At 71.6% G+C, this 14475-nt stretch carries 11 protein-coding genes, 2 tRNA genes, 1 pseudogene and 1 riboswitch; of the genes and pseudogenes, 7 read left to right on the top strand and 7 right to left on the bottom strand.

Annotated elements, in window-relative coordinates; all coding sequences use genetic code 11:
• Positions 1-116 precede the first annotated feature (116 nt).
• Together trmB and ACFYTE_RS06970 are read left to right on the top strand one after the other, a co-directional pair.
• Positions 117-983, top strand: coding sequence for a tRNA (guanosine(46)-N7)-methyltransferase TrmB (gene trmB, locus ACFYTE_RS06975; RefSeq protein WP_388705906.1), 867 nt, complete (start codon positions 117-119; stop codon positions 981-983).
• Positions 984-1034: 51 nt separating this feature from the next.
• A complete protein-coding gene (locus ACFYTE_RS06970; RefSeq protein ID WP_388705904.1) occupies positions 1035-2354 on the top strand; it encodes a PrsW family intramembrane metalloprotease in 1320 nt (439 codons plus the stop codon).
• Positions 2355-2752: 398 nt separating this feature from the next.
• Here ACFYTE_RS06970 and ACFYTE_RS06965 read toward each other — a convergent pair whose 3' ends face one another.
• The 4 genes from ACFYTE_RS06965 to ACFYTE_RS06950 form a co-directional block, all read right to left on the bottom strand.
• Positions 2753-3697 carry an aldo/keto reductase gene (locus ACFYTE_RS06965; protein WP_388705901.1) on the bottom strand — a complete coding sequence of 315 codons (945 nt, stop codon included), beginning with the start codon at positions 3695-3697 and terminating at the stop codon, positions 2753-2755.
• A 147-nt stretch (positions 3698-3844) separates the two neighbouring features.
• A complete protein-coding gene (locus tag ACFYTE_RS06960) occupies positions 3845-4885 on the bottom strand; it encodes a M23 family metallopeptidase (protein ID WP_388705899.1) in 1041 nt (346 codons plus the stop codon).
• Between the two features lie 7 nt (positions 4886-4892).
• Positions 4893-5052: riboswitch (cyclic di-AMP (ydaO/yuaA leader) on the bottom strand.
• Positions 5053-5372: 320 nt separating this feature from the next.
• Positions 5373-5446: transfer RNA gene (locus tag ACFYTE_RS06955), tRNA-Met, on the bottom strand.
• 73 nt (positions 5447-5519) lie between these two features.
• On the bottom strand, positions 5520-6650 hold the full coding sequence (locus ACFYTE_RS06950) for a dihydrofolate reductase family protein (protein WP_388705896.1): 1131 nt from the start codon (positions 6648-6650) through the stop codon (positions 5520-5522).
• A gap of 110 nt (positions 6651-6760) precedes the next feature.
• On the opposite strand from ACFYTE_RS06950, the gene ACFYTE_RS06945 reads away from it, so the two are divergent.
• Both ACFYTE_RS06945 and ribA read left to right on the top strand, forming a co-directional pair.
• Positions 6761-7276, top strand: a complete 516-nt coding sequence (locus ACFYTE_RS06945) for a MarR family winged helix-turn-helix transcriptional regulator (protein ID WP_388705895.1) — start codon at positions 6761-6763, stop codon at positions 7274-7276.
• A 131-nt stretch (positions 7277-7407) separates the two neighbouring features.
• A complete protein-coding gene (gene ribA, locus ACFYTE_RS06940) occupies positions 7408-8043 on the top strand; it encodes a GTP cyclohydrolase II (RefSeq protein ID WP_388705893.1) in 636 nt (211 codons plus the stop codon).
• Between the two features lie 130 nt (positions 8044-8173).
• Here ribA and ACFYTE_RS06935 read toward each other — a convergent pair whose 3' ends face one another.
• Complete coding sequence (locus ACFYTE_RS06935; protein WP_388705890.1) at positions 8174-8419, bottom strand: hypothetical protein; 246 nt, start codon at positions 8417-8419, stop codon at positions 8174-8176.
• On the opposite strand from ACFYTE_RS06935, the gene ACFYTE_RS06930 reads away from it, so the two are divergent.
• A complete protein-coding gene (locus ACFYTE_RS06930) occupies positions 8418-8684 on the top strand; it encodes a TetR/AcrR family transcriptional regulator C-terminal domain-containing protein (protein WP_388705887.1) in 267 nt (88 codons plus the stop codon). The genes ACFYTE_RS06935 and ACFYTE_RS06930 overlap by 2 nt on opposite strands.
• Positions 8685-9082: 398 nt before the next feature.
• Here ACFYTE_RS06930 and ACFYTE_RS06925 read toward each other — a convergent pair whose 3' ends face one another.
• Complete coding sequence (locus ACFYTE_RS06925; RefSeq protein WP_388705885.1) at positions 9083-12055, bottom strand: BTAD domain-containing putative transcriptional regulator; 2973 nt, start codon at positions 12053-12055, stop codon at positions 9083-9085.
• Between the two features lie 821 nt (positions 12056-12876).
• Here ACFYTE_RS06925 and ACFYTE_RS06920 point away from each other — a divergent pair.
• Positions 12877-13410, top strand: a pseudogene (locus ACFYTE_RS06920) (class I SAM-dependent methyltransferase); the annotation flags it as partial.
• A gap of 157 nt (positions 13411-13567) precedes the next feature.
• On the opposite strand, the gene ACFYTE_RS06915 reads toward ACFYTE_RS06920, so the two are convergent.
• Positions 13568-13640: transfer RNA gene (locus ACFYTE_RS06915), tRNA-Lys, on the bottom strand.
• Positions 13641-13927: 287 nt separating this feature from the next.
• Here ACFYTE_RS06915 and ACFYTE_RS06910 point away from each other — a divergent pair.
• Complete coding sequence (locus ACFYTE_RS06910; RefSeq protein ID WP_388705882.1) at positions 13928-14401, top strand: NUDIX hydrolase; 474 nt, start codon at positions 13928-13930, stop codon at positions 14399-14401.
• Positions 14402-14475 lie beyond the last annotated feature (74 nt).

Raw genomic sequence — 14475 nt, 5'->3', positions numbered from 1 at the left:
GACCGGGGGCGGCAGGGACCGGGCCGACGCGCCTGGGGGCGTCGCATGGTCCTGTGAGTTGTCGCGTGCGCGGGGCGCGGTTCGGTCCGCGCTGCACCACATAAAATCGACTCACTGTGGCTGACTCCGTGAACACCCCCGAAACCCCCGGCGCCCACCCGGCCACCCCGGGTGAGCTGCCGCACCCGCACGCCCCCGGCGTCTCCATCCGGCACACCCGGGCCAAGGGTGAGCCGCGGTTCCCGGACGGCCCCCGGGCCGACCCCGCCGGATCGCACTTCGAGCGGCGGATCCGGAGCTTCCAGCCGCGCCGCAGCCGGGTGACCACGGGGCAGGCGGACGCGTTGCAGCGGCTGTGGCCCAAGTGGGGCCTGGACATCGACGGGCAGCGGATCGTCGACCTGGAGGAGCTGTTCGGCAACGAACGGCCCGTCGTGCTGGAGATCGGGTTCGGGATGGGCGAGGCCACTGCTCGGATGGCCGCCGAGGACCCCGAGGTCAACATCCTCGCCGTCGACGTGCACACCCCGGGACAGGGCAACCTGCTCAATCTCGCCGACCGGATGGGGCTGTCCAACATCCGGGTGGCGAACGGGGACGCCATCATCCTGCTCCGCGAGATGCTGCGCCCCGACTCACTCGACGGGCTGCGTGTCTACTTCCCCGACCCCTGGCCCAAGAAGCGGCACCACAAGCGCCGGCTGATCCAACCGGAGTTCCTCACGCTGGCCGCCTCCCGGCTCAGGCCGGGTGCGCTCGTGCACTGCGCGACGGACTGGGAGCCGTACGCCGGGCAGATGCTCGACGTGCTGACCGCGCACCCGGACTTCGAGAACACCCGGCCGGACGGCGGTTTCGCGCCGCGTCCCGGGTTCCGGCCGCTGACCCGTTTCGAGGCCCAGGGACTGGACAAGGGTCATGTGGTGAACGATCTGCTCTTCCGCCGCGTACCGCACCGGGGGCAGCAGCGAGAACGGAGATGACGGCGGTTCCCCCACCGGATTCATCGTCAGGTGATCGTTAGGGTCGATGCCGTGGCCACCTCCTCCCCGTACCCGACGTACCCCGCCGACGCCGGTGACCGTGCGTTCCGGGCCGTGCGCTGGTGGCAGCGCGGATGGGTGCGCTACGGAGCGCTGATCCTCCTGCTCGCGGTCTCCGGGCTGGTCATCCTGGCGCTGGTGCGCGAGCAGACCGGCACAGAGGGGTTCCTGGTCGGCCTGGGGCTCGCCGTGCTGCCGGTGCCGCTGCTGCTGGCCGCCTTCCGGTGGCTCGACCGGGTCGAGCCCGGACCCTGGCGCAACCTGCTGTTCGCGTTGGCCTGGGGGGCGTGCGCGGCCGCGCTGATAGCCATCGTCGCCAACAGCTTCGCCACACGGTGGATAGCCACGACGACGACGGATCCGACCAGCGCGGACACCCTCGGCGCGACGGTCATAGCGCCCGTCGTCGAGGAGACCGCCAAGGCCGCCGCCGTCCTCCTGGTGTTCCTCTTCCGCCGGCGGGACTTCACCGGGATCGTCGACGGGGTGGTGATAGCGGGGGTCACCGCCACCGGGTTCGCCTTCACCGAGAACATCCTCTACCTCGGTACGGCCTTCGGCACGGACCAGCTCACCGGCGACCGCGGCATCGCCTCCGTCACCGCCGCCACCTTCTTCGTGCGCGTCATCATGTCCCCGTTCGCGCACCCCCTCTTCACCGTCCTGACCGGCATCGGCTTCGGTATCGCCGCGCGCGCCGCGGACCGGGGGCCCGCGCGACGGGCCCTGCTGCCGCTGTGCGGGCTGCTGCTGGCGATGGGCATGCACGCGTTCTGGAACGGTTCGTCCACCTTCGGCGAGTACGGGTTCTTCGCGGTGTACGGGGCGTTCATGGTGCCCGCGTTCGGGCTGCTGACCTGGCTGGCGATCTGGACCCGGCAGCGCGAGCTGCGGATGGTGCGGGAGGAGCTGCCGGCGTATGTGTTCGCGGGCTGGCTGGGGCCCGCCGAGCCGTTCGCGCTGGGCTCGATGGGGGCGCGGCGGCTGGCCCGGGACTACGCAGGCCACCACCTCGGCAAGCAGGCGGCGCGGGCGGTGGCCCAGTACGAGGCGTACGCGACGTCCCTGGCGTTCCTGCGGCAGCGCGGCCGGCGGGGGCGGGCCGGGGCGGACTTCGTCGTACGGGAGCGGGAGTTACTGGCCGAGTTGTGGCAGCGGCGGGCGGTGGCCCGGCCGGCCCTGGAGTACGCGGCACGCTCGAACGCGCCGGCGTGGCCGGTTCCCGGCGCACCGACGCCGTACGGCTACCCGGCACCGCCCCATGCCCAGCCGACGGTGCCGTACCCGACGTACAACCCTTACCGGTCGTAACCCTTGAGTGACGGGGCGGCGGTCGGGTGCGGGAGCATCGTGGCCTTTCGCGCAGTTCCCCGCGCCCCTGTGGGCGCCGCCGCCCGTCGTGTTCCTGCGGTCTCCGCCGTCGCGCGGTGGCGGCTCAGCGTGGTGTCCAGACGAACCACACTCGCGCCAAGGGCGCCGCATCAGCCCACAGCACCCCACCCCACCAGGGGCGCAGGGAACTGCGCGAGGAACCACAACGCTCCCGCAGCCAACCGACTACCTGCCACCCGCGCGGACCACACCCGCTCAGGGCGCCGCATCAGCCCACAAGACTGCGCCCCATAGGGGCGCGGGGAACTGCGCAACCCGCCGCAACGCTCCCGCACACGACCGACCACCCGCCGCCCGCGCGGAGCGCATGCGTCGGGTCAGGTCGATGCCTGGGTGAGGCGGTCGGTTTCCTCTTCCGTCAGGGTCAGGTCGGCCGCGGCGAGCAGGGCCGGGAGCTGGTCCACCGTCCGGGCCGAGGCGATCGGGGCGACCACCGTCGGCCGGGTCGCGAGCCACGCCAGCGCCACGCTGGGCACGGCGACACCGTGGGCGGCGGCGATCTCGTCCAGGGCCGTGAGGACCTTCTGGCCGCGCTCGCTCTCCAGGTGCTTGGCCGCGCCCCCGGCACGTACGCTGTCGACGGTCGTACCGGGGCGGTACTTGCCGGTGAGGAAGCCGGCGGCCAGGGAGTAGTACGGGAGGGCGGCGAGGCCGGCGCGGGCGGCGACGTCCTGGAGCGGGCCCTCGTAGGTGTCGCGCGAGACCAGGTTGTAGTGCGGCTGGAGCGCCACGTACCGGGCGAGGCCCTCGCGGTCGGAGAAGTCCAGGGACGCCTGGAGCCGCTCCGCGCTGATGTTGGACGCGGCGATGTACCGCACCTTGCCGGCCCGCACCAGTGCGTCGAGCGCGCCGATGATCTCCTCGACCGGCACGTCCGGCTTGTCGAAGTGCGTGTAGTAGAGGTCGATGTAGTCGGTGCCGAGCCGGCGCAGCGAGGCGTCCGCCGCGGCCGTGATGTTGGCGGCGGACAGTCCCGGGTAGTCGGGGTGCTGGCTGACCTTGGTGGCGATCAGGACGTCCGAACGGTTGCCGCGCGCCTTGACCCATGTGCCGATGATCGTCTCGGACTCGCCGCCCTTGTTGCCCTCGACCCACGCCGAGTAGGCGTCGGCGGTGTCGATGAGGTTGCCGCCGGCGGCCGTGTAGGCGTCGAGGACGGCGAAGGACGTCGGCTCGTCGGCGCTCCAGCCGAAGACGTTGCCGCCGAGGGCGAGCGGGAAGACCTCAAGGTCGGAGGGACCGAGTTTTTGAAGGGAAGTCATACTCGCCTTCAACGCGCCCGCCGGAACCCCCGATTCCATCACCGTACGCAAAGACCGGGTAAACACCGGACCGGCAGCCCTGACGTCGGGGGGATGGGCGCCAGGACCGCCGGGGAACGGGGGGTGTGCGGGGATGTGCCGAGTGGGTCAGGGGTTGAGGCCCTTGCTGCGCAGCCAGGCCATCGGGTCGATGCCGGTGGACTCGCCGCCGGGGTGGACCTCCAGGTGGAGGTGGGGCCCGGTGACGTTGCCCGTGGCGCCCACGCGGCCGATGACGTCCCCGGTGTTGACCTTCTGCCCGACGCTGACGCTGATCGACGACTGGTGGCAGAGCCACACCTCGGTGCCGTCGTCCAGGGTGAGGATCGTGCGGTAGCCGTAGGAGCCGGCCCAGCCCGCCTCGGTGATCGTGCCGGTGTGGACGGCCTTGATCAGCGTGCCCGTGGGGGCGGCGAAGTCGAGGCCGGTGTGATAGCCGGAGGACCACATGGAGCCGGCCTGGCCGAAGGTGCCGGTGACCGTGTACGAGGAGGTCGGCAGGGTGTACTGCCTGGCCAGCGCGGCCAGTCGCGCCTCCTCGGCCTTCTTCTTGGCGGCGGCCTCCGCCTTCTCCTTGGCGGCGGCGGCCCGGGCCGCGGCCTCCTTCTCCGCCTTGGCCGCCGCGTCGGCGACCTCCTGGTCGGCGGCGGACACGGCCGCGGCGACGGCCTTGGTCTCGGCCTGGCCCTGCTGCTGCTCGGCCTGGGCCATGATGCGGTTGCGCAGCGCCTCGCCGGCGTCGGTGGTGCCCTCGGCGCTGTCGGCCTCGGTCACGCCGACGCTGCTCAGGGCGGTCGCGGAGCCCTTGGCGGCCTCGGTGCCCGCGCCGTCGCCGAGCAGGGAGCCGACGGAGGGCAGGTCGGGCATGGAGATGGACACCGGCGGCTTGCCGGTGTTGGCGCTGGCCATGCCGCCCGCGCCGACGGCGGCTATGACGCCGACGCCGAGGACCGTGGAGCTGCGGGCGAGTCCGCCGCCGCGCTGCTTGCCGACGCGGTGCCGACCGCGTAGCGGGCGGATGGAGTCCTCGGTGGGATTCCACTCCTCCCAGGGGCCCTCGTCGGTGCGGTAGGTGCCGTAGCCGAAGGTCTCGGTGCCGTACTGGCTCGGCGCGAACGGGGCTTGTGGGGCGGGCCGGTTGGACGCCACTCGGGCGTACTCCTTTCCTTCCTCCGCCTACCGGGTTAGCTGACGGGTTCGGAGCAGGAAGGTCTCCTACGCGCGTATACCGGCCGTGTTCCCACGGCGGTGTCCGCGTGATTCACCCCAAGGTGGTGGTTCCCCGGTTCCCTTGCGGGATTCGGCGCGTGAGCACGGTGCCGCCTCTTGTGACGGCTGGGACAACCGCGCTGCGTTATCGAACGTTAATAGACTCGGAGGGCAGATTCCAAGCCGTTCAGCTTGATCGTTAACGCTTTCCGGCGCGGACTTACCGCCCATGACCGGCGAAAATCGGGCGAGTTGACCCCTCGCGCAGGGAAACTCGGGAAACCCATGGGACTTGACGGTGTGTCAGTTGTTATGCGGAGGGCGGTCGTCCGATCACCGCTCGTGACCACGCCCGAGTCGCGTCACCATGGGTGGAAAACACTCAGGGCCGGAATCCATGTACTGGATTCCGGCCCTGAGCCTTCAGTAGCGGGGACAGGATTTGAACCTGCGACCTCTGGGTTATGAGCCCAGCGAGCTACCGAGCTGCTCCACCCCGCGTCGGTGTTCCACCAGTGTACGCCATGCGCAGGACGGCGAGCACACGGACAGCCGCCCGGCCCCCGCCGGGACGTCAGCCGAGCAGATGGCGGTTCGGTTCCCTGGCCGCGGCCTCATACTCGGGCAGGACGACGACGCCGACGCCCGCGGCCGTCAGCAGCCCGCTCCCGTCGGCTCCCGCGACGAACGTGTCCGGCTCCCGCCAGGCCGTGACCACCCGTCGCACCCCCGCGTCCAGGATCAGCCGCGCGCAGGGCACGGGCCGCGAGGCCCGCCGGGCGCACGGCTCAAGGCTGCTGTAGACCGTGGCGCCGGCCAGCCGCGGATCCGCCGGATCGGTCTTGGCGAGCGCGGCCTCCTCCGCGTGAACCACGGGGTCGCCCGCCTCCCGGGAGAATCCGCGTGCCAGCTCCGTCCCGTCCGCGGCCACCACGACCGCGCCCACGCTGAACGCCGTCCGCGAGGGCGGGCACCGTTCCGCCAGCTCGCAGGCGATCCGCAGCCAGTGCCGGTCCGCGGCGACGGCCGCCGGACCGCTTCCGGGGGCGGTCGGCTCGTACCGCATCAGGACCACGTCCTCGATCCGCCGGGTCTCCAGGAGCCGCAGCCGCCCGCGCTGGTACTCCCCCGGCCCGAACAGCCGGGGCGCCCCCGGGTCCCCGACGAGCAACGGGGCGACGACGAGCTGGATTTCGTCGGCGAGACCCTGCCGGAGCAGTTGTGTGTGGACGGTCCCGCCGCCCTCGACCATCAGGCGCCGCACCCCGCGCGCCGCATACAGGTGGGAGAGGAGGGCCGGCCAGTCCAAGCGGGGGCCCAGCGGGACGACGTCGGCCGCGAGGCCGGCCCGCCGCGCCCGCTCGGCGCCCTCGTCCGTCGCGTAGAGGACCTTCTCGCCGCCGGTGTGCCAGAACCGGGCGTCCGGGTCCAGGTCGCCCGAGCCGCTGACGGCGACCTTGAGCGGGTACTCCGGCCGGCCCGCGGCGAGCCGGGCCGCGCGCCGCTCGGGCGCGTTGACCAGCAGCCGCGGGTTGTCGGCGCGGATCGTGCCCGCGCCGATCAGGATCGCGTCGACGGACGCCCGCACCTCGTCGACCCGGTCGAAGTCGGCCGGGCCGGACAGGAGCAGCCGCTCGGGGCCGGTGTCGTCCAGACAGCCGTCGAGGGAGACGGCGGCGGACAGCAGGACGTACGGGAAGGGCATCGGCGTGCTCCATCGTGGAGACGGACGGGCTGGGTCGGGCGGGGCCGGTTTCGGCGGCTCCGGATCGGCGCGGGCTTGGTTCAAGTTTGAAACAAACTTACACTGGCGGCATGACGACCCGCTGGCTCACCCCCGAGGAGCAACGCGCCTGGCGCGCGTACGTCGCGGCCTCCCTGCTGCTGGAAGACGCGATCGACCGGCAGCTCCAGCAGGACGCCGGCATGCCGCACCTGTACTACTCCATCCTGGCCAACCTCTCCGAGGCGCCGGAGCACCGGCTGCGGATGACCGACCTGGCCGAGCGGTCGAAGATCACCCGCAGCCGGCTGACATACGCAGTGACCCGGCTGGAGAAGGACGGCCTGGTCCGGCGCGAGGGGTGCCCGTCGGACCGGCGCGGCAGCATCGCCGCGCTGACGGAGGCGGGGGTGGCGGCCCTGGAGCGCACGGCACCCGGGCACGTCGAGACGGTGCGCGCCGCCGTCTTCGACCACCTCAGTGAGGAGCAGGTGGGGCAGCTGGAGGAGATCTGCACGGCGATCGCGCGGGCCTTGCACGGGGACGGGGCACGCCCCGCCTCCGAGGACCTGCCCTGGCGGCGCCGGTCGACGCCCTCCTGTTCCTGAGCGCGTCGCCCCGGCCGTTGTCGCGGGTCCGAATTCCCGTTGCTTCAAAATTGAAGCATGGAGTAGGCTCCCAGCCGAAGTCCTGTTTCAAAACTGAAGCAGATGCAGCCCTTCGGACCCGGAGAACCCGCATGCCCGACACCCCCGTCGCCACACCGCGCGCCCGCGTCCGGGTACCGCTGCGCTTCCACGACGGATACGCCGTCGACGCCGACCTCGTCACCTTCCACGGCCTCGCGGACGGCCGCGAACACCTCGCCGTCGTCCTCGGCGACGCCGGCCCCGTCCCGCTGGTCCGGCTGCACTCCGAATGCCTGACCGGCGACGTCTTCGGCTCGGCCCGCTGCGACTGCGGCCCCCAGCTGCGGGAGGCGGTCGAGCGCATCGCCGACCGCGGCGGCGTCCTGCTCTACCTGCGCCAGGAGGGCCGCGGCATCGGCCTCTACAACAAGCTCGACGCGTACGCCCTGCAGGACCAGGGCCTGGACACGTACGAGGCCAACGCCGCGCTCGGCCTGCCCGAGGACGCCCGCGACTACACGCCCGCCGCCCAGATGCTGCGCGCCCTCGGCATCGAGGAGCTGGACCTGCTGTCCAACAACCCCGACAAGGCGGAGCAGTTGCGGGCGCTGGGCGTCGGCGTCCGCGAGCGGGTGCCGACCGGTGTGTTCCGCACCGCCCACAACGTCCGCTATCTGCGGGCGAAGGTGCTGCAGACCCAGCACACGCTGCCGCTGGGCGAGCTGACGGAGCGCAACGCCGGCTGACCCGGCACCGCTGCCCCGACTTCGCCGACCCGGCCCCGCGGGCACCTCCGGGACAGCGACCCGGCCCGCGGTCACCGGCGGGCGGCGGACCAGGTCCCACGCTCACGGCACCGCGGTCACCGTCCCGCGGTCAGGGCTGGGGCCAGCAGGCCGGGAGCAGGAACGCGGGTAGCAGGGCCAGGGCGAGCAGCCCCGCCGCGACGGAGTACGCGACGCGGAATCCCAGCAGCGGCTCCCGGGCGGTCAGCGCTCGGCGCACGAAGACGGCGGCCAGCAGCACGCCGGTGAGGGCGGGGACGAGCGTCCCGGGCGCACCGACGTCGCCGCGCTCACCGCCCCGCGCGAGCCCGAACAGCAGCAGGGCGAGGCCGACCATGTTGCCTCCCGAGGTCCTGGCGGCCTGGCAGGAGGCGGGCCCGGTTCCGGTCGGCTGCGCGCTGGCCGACGCGATGACGGCCCTCGCCGATGCGGGCCTGATCGACGTACGCGGAGACGCGGACCTGGCGGGCGCCCACTTCATGGCCCTGATCTCCCACGCCGTCGTCCAGCTCTCCCACTACGGCGTACGCCCCCTGCCCCCGCAGCAGACGGAGCGGTTGATCAGGGGCGGGTCGAGGCGTTCCTACGGGCGTACGGGGTGAGTTGACGGTGGCGTTCCTGCCGGCGTACGCGGTGCGCTGACGAACCGGACACGCGCCTTCACCGGGCCGTGTCCGGCAAAAGCTACCCACCACCAGAGGCGCGGCCGTCACCCGGATGTCACGCCCGGCTCGACGGCCCGGTGCGCCGGCACGAGCATGAGTCTGGGTACCGCGGCGGACCTTTGGCGCCTCTCGGGCCCGCCGCGGCAGGTCCCCACAGGGTGTGCCCCTCGCAGACGTCGACGCCGTGCGAGGGGCACACCCACCCCGAACCGGGGCGGCGAGCCGAGGCACATGCCCTGCCCTTCGAGGAAGCGTGGTCGGCGAGGCCGGTCAGGGTTAGGACGGTGGGGCCGGCGACGGTGCCGGCGTCGGTGCGACGTCCGTACCGCGTCAGGTCATGCAACGCTGGATGTCCGACGGGCATTTCCGCTGAGCAGCGTCCGAACCGCGCCGGCTTCAGGCGCTTGCAACCGCTCGTAGATGTCGAGTGCTTCGCTCCACGACGCAACGGCACGGTCGGTCTCACCCAGTGTCGAGAGCGCTCGGCCGAGAACCGTCAGAACGTTGGCCCGGCGCCATTCCCCCCCGATGCCCCGCAACACGGTGAGCGCCATCTCGGCGTTGGCCGCGGCCTGAGCGGGGCGCTGTGCGGCGAGGTCGACCTCAGCCAGGCGGAAAAGGCTCATCCCCTCCCACAGGCGCTGACGGCTGTCGCGGAACACCTCCAGGGCCTCGTGCAGCCGGTCGGCAGCGGAGTTCAGCTCTCCGCTCTGGGTAAGGGCCAGGCCGAGTGCGTAGCGTCCGTTGGCGCCGCGCAGGGAGTTGCCCGTGGCTTCATGGATGTCGAGGCCCTGCTGCGCCAGCGCGACGGCGCTCGCCGTCCGTCCGGTCGCGAGGTGAATCCGCGACAGGTTGGACAGGGCGCCCGCCTCTCCCGGGCGGTCGCCCAGCGAGCGGAACTGCTCGATGGCCTGGCAGAGATGCTCCTCACCGTCCCCGAGCCGGTTCTGGTAGAGCGCGATGACGCCCATGATGTTCAGCGCGTCACCCGTGGTCCAGTGGTCACCCGTCGATCGGCCGAGCCGCACCGCCTCACGTACTTCTCGCTCCGCCTCCTGGAAACAGCCCGTCCAGGAGTGCAGGTGGGCGAGGATCGCTCGTGCCCTTGCCTCGGTCTGCGCATCGCCCGTTGCCTCGGCCGCGTCCAGCAGGGCCGTGACGGCCGACTCGTAGTGCTTGAAGTCGCTGCCGGACTCGGCGAGATCTCGCGCGACGAGCAAGAGATCAATCCCCTTGCGCAACTCAGCTGTGATGACGGCCTGATGGGCCGCACACAGGAGTGACCTCCCTTCGCAAAACAGCCAGTCCAGGGCCTCGTCCCGGCGGCTGAAGCGCAGTCCGTCCCCTGCGGCCGGCTCCAAGTGGTCGACCAGCCGGTCACCGGGCCGTTCCAGCGTGTACACGCGTACCGCGGTCGCCAGGTAGAAGTCGAGTAGCCGCGACAGGGCCGCCTCCCGCTCACCCGGCGGTTGCTCGTCCCTCTCCGCGCAGGCGCGTGCGTAGAGGCGGAGCAGCTGGTGGTACCGGTACCGGCCGGCTGCCGCCGGCTCCACCAACGATGTGTCGATGAGGGATTCGAGGAGATCCTCCGTGTCCTCCACGGGGAGGCCGAGCATGGCCGCGGCTGCCGCCAGGGAGATGTCCGGCCCGTCAACCAGGCCCAGCAGGCGGAACGCGCGCGCCTGTGCCGGCGCCAACTGCCTGTAGACCAACTCGAAGGTGGTCTTTACCGCCAGGTCCCCCGTCTGCAACTCGTCCAGTCGCCGCTGCTCGTCCGCCAGTTTCGTCGCCAGCGTCGAAACGGTCCAGGAACGCCGCATCGCCAGCCGCGACGCCGCGATCCGGATCGCCAGCGGCAGGAACCCGCACGCGGCGACCACGTCGAGGGCCGCTTCGCGCTCGGCGGAGACCCGTTCCCGTCCCACGATCGCGGTGAACAGCCGGAGGGCGTCCTGTGGACTCAACACGTCCACGTCCAGCAGGTGGACACCTGGCAGGTCGCCCATGCGGACCCTGGACGTGATCAACGCAGCGCAGCCCGCCGTGCCGGGCAACAGCGGCCTCACCTGGGCCGCGTCACGCGCGTCGTCCAGGAGCACGAGCACCCGCCGGCCGTCCAGCACCGACCGGTACAGCGCCGCCCGCTCCGCCAGGGAGTCGGGGATCGCCGAGTCCTCCGTGCCCAGGGCCCTCAGGAAGGAGCCGAGGACCTCCTCCGATTCCGCCTCCCTCGACGTCGTGCCCTGAAGGTCGACGTACAACTGGCCGTCGGGGAAGGCCGAGCGCGCTTGATGCGCGACATGGATCGCCAGCGTCGTCTTGCCCACGCCGCCGATACCCGCCAGCGCCGACACCGCCATCACCCGTCCGTCGGCGGCCGAGGTCAGTATCTCGCCCAGCTCCGCCACATAGGACTCCCGGCCCGTGAAGTCCGGTACATCGGCGGGTAGTTGGGCCGGGCGCACCGTGACTGCGGGGGGCTCGATCACCGATACCGAGGGTTCTGCCAAGGCCGGGTCGGCCTGGAGGATCCGGTGTTGCAGCTCCCTCAGCGCCGGCCGAGGGTCAACGCCCAGTTCCTCGGCGAGCAGGCGCCGGGTATCCGCGTACACCGCCAGCGCCTCGGCCTGCCGACCGCTCCGGTACAACGCCAGCATCAGCAGTTCACGCAGCCGCTCCCGCAGGGGGTGCGCCGCGGTCAAAGCCGTGAGCTCCGAGACGGCCTCGGCGTGGTGCCCCTGTTCCAATTCCATGTCCAGGCGCGCTTCGAGGAGTTGGAGACGCCACTCCTCGATACGCAGGCGCTGCGCCTCCGCGTACGGGCCGGGCACCCCGGACAGCGTCTCGCCATCCCACAGAGCCAGCGCCCTGTCGAGCAGATCACGCGCGTGCCACAGGTCTCCGGCGTGCCTTGCCTTCTCCGCCTGCGCCGCCAGATCCTGCGCCGTCGCGAGGTCCAGGGCCCCGTCGGCGAGGTCCCGGATCGCATAGCCGCCCGACTCGCTCACCAGGACCCCGGGGTCGAGTACCTTGCGCAGCCGGGACGCGTACGTCCGCACCGCGGCCAGCCCCTGCGACGGGGGCTCGTCGCCCCACAGGGCACCGATCAGCTCGGCTGCGGTCGCCGTGCGGCCCTCGCGCAGCAGGAGAGCGGCCAGCAGGCCACGCTGCTGAGGGGATCCCGTGGGCAGGGGCTCGTCCCCGCGCCAGGCCCGCACCGGCCCGAGTACCCTGAAGCGGAGCGCTGTCGGCTGGTCCGGCGATGTGGCGGGACGCCGCTGCTCCGGTACCGGTGGTACTCCGTCCATCGCTGCCTCCCCGCCCGCCAGGCTACCAACTCGTTTAGCAGACGTATATGGATCGTTTATCGGCGCCTGCGACCATCGGCTCACCGCACTCTGTGACTTGCCCAGTCCGGGGCTGCGCTTAGCCGGGGTGCCCCGGGAGTGGCATCCCGGGGCCCCGGCCGCCCGGTGGGCGGCCCGGCGACTTCAATCTGCTCTCTTCCTCAACTCTGGTCTATCTGAGGCCGTTTGAGCTACCGTCATGCCCGTGCTGCCCGTGCGGCGAATGGGCCGACCCCTGCCAAGGGTCCTTGACGGTCCGTCTGCCGACGCGCGCCAGCGAATCCGGACTGGGCAAAAGTCATAGGGAGAACGAGCGCTGTCATGCAATCAATCAGTCCACCTGTGCTTGTGGCCGGAGTCGTGGTGACTCTGGCCTATTTCGTATTGGTCGGTTACCTCGTCAGGTCCTTGAGGACCAATAAGCGGCTGCCCGTGGTGATCGCAGCCGTGACGGGACTCGTGGGCGCGCTTCCCGCAGTGCTCTACGCCCTGTACTCCGCGCTCGACGCCGTGGCATAGGCGCCCGCGCCGGATGCGGATCCGGCCAGAAGCCGGGGAAGCGGCTGCACAACCAGGCCGCTCCCCCGGCAACCCCGCCCACACGGCCGGCCGTTGCAGTGGCCGGTACGTCGCCATGCTTCGGCAGGGGTGGGGCCGCCTTCGTGCGTTCAAGGAGCGGTCATGCCTCCGGCGGTCGGTCGTAGGCGGCAAGCATCGCCTTCGCTGTCGACGCGTCCTGGAAGACCAGCTGGGCGATCGACGAGGAGCTGTGGGCCATCGACGGCGCGGAACTTCTGGGCGCTCCGGAGTCCGTGCTGGAGGTCGGCTGCGGCACCGGGCGTGCCCTCGCCCACCTTGCGCAGCAGGGCGTCAAGGCGACCGGCGTGGACCTGGCGCCGCGCATGGTGCAGCGCGCGGGCGAGAAGTGGGCGCCGCTCGGCGTGCGGATCGAGCAGAGGGAGATCCTGAACTGGCTCGCCACCCACGACGGCCGCTACGACGCGGTGTACTCCATCTTCGGTGCGGCCTGGTTCACCGACCCGTCCCGCCTGTTCCCCCTCGTCCGCGAGCACCTGGCGCCGGGGGGCGGCTTCGTCTTCTCCCAGCCGCCGGCGATCCCGGGCGCCTACGGCCCGCAGGGCATGTACAAGGGCGGCTTCGCCGGGAAGGCGATGTTCACGTACCGGTACAGCTACCGGCCCGCGGTATGGGAACGGCTTCTGCTCAGGGCCGGATTCGCCACCGCCGAGGCGACCGAGGTGGATGCCCCGAAGGCCGGGCACATCGGCACCCTCATCGTCCGGGCCCGCGCCTGACCCCTCGACGGCCCCGGCCGGACGCCGATCCGGCCGGGGCCGCTCCATGTCTTGATCGTCTGCGCCTCGGGCGAGCAGCGGGCCAGCTGACGATCACTGAGGGCCCGAAAATGCCGTGAGCCCCAGTCCAGATGCTCTCTGAACTGGGGCTCACCGGTAGGCCCTGTGGGACTCGAACCCACAACCAATGGATTAAAAGTCCACTGCTCTGCCAATTGAGCTAAGGGCCCAGGCGTTGTTGCCTCCCCGAGCATAGCCGGACGAGGCCGTGTCGCCGATCGGGTACCGGGGACACGGCCGCGTCGGGGGGACGGAACGGCCGAAACCGGGTCGCGTGGGCAGGGCCGGGCCCAGGTTGTTCCTGGGTTGACGGGAGGTCCGCAGGGCGCATCAGCCCCATAACCCCCTTCAGCCCCAGAGGGCTCCACCGCACAGAGCTGAAGCGGCTCCGCTCTGCGCTCATGGCGCTGCGTGGATCTGGGACGTCGGGATAGGGTCCGTTGGGAGGTGCGGGGGAATGAGTTTCCGGCTGGCGGCGTACGCCGTGTGCATGGAGGGCGGGCGGGTACTGCTCGCCCGTCACGTGCCGCCGAAGGGCGAGAGCAACTGGACCCTTCCGGGTGGCAGGGTCGAGCACGCGGAGGATCCGTTCGACGCGGTGATCCGGGAGGTCGCTGAGGAGACCGGCTGCGATGCGGTGGTCCAACGCCTGCTGGGCGTGGACTCCCGGGTGATCCCCGCGGCCGAACGTGCCATCCCCGGCGGACCTGAGCATCAGAATGTCGGCGTTTTCTACCAGGTCCGTATCACCGGCGGCCGGCTGCGGCCGGAGCCGAACGGCGAAATCGCCGAGTCGGTCTGGACTCCGATTCCCGATGTCGCTCGCCTGCGCCGGTCATCGCTGGTCGACATCGGCCTCGCCCTGGCTCAGACGCTTCCGCCGACCGGCCACGTCGCTGCCGTCCCGGTCGGCGGCCTGATCCAGCACTGAGGCGCCATCGGGGCTTCCCGGCGCATCGGCCCCAGAACCCCCGCAACCCCGAGCCCATCAGCCCCACGCCCCGG

Source organism: Streptomyces sp. NPDC004629 (assembly GCF_042873595.1).
Classification (GTDB): domain Bacteria; phylum Actinomycetota; class Actinomycetes; order Streptomycetales; family Streptomycetaceae; genus Streptomyces.
This window is presented reverse-complemented; position numbering and strand designations above follow the sequence as displayed.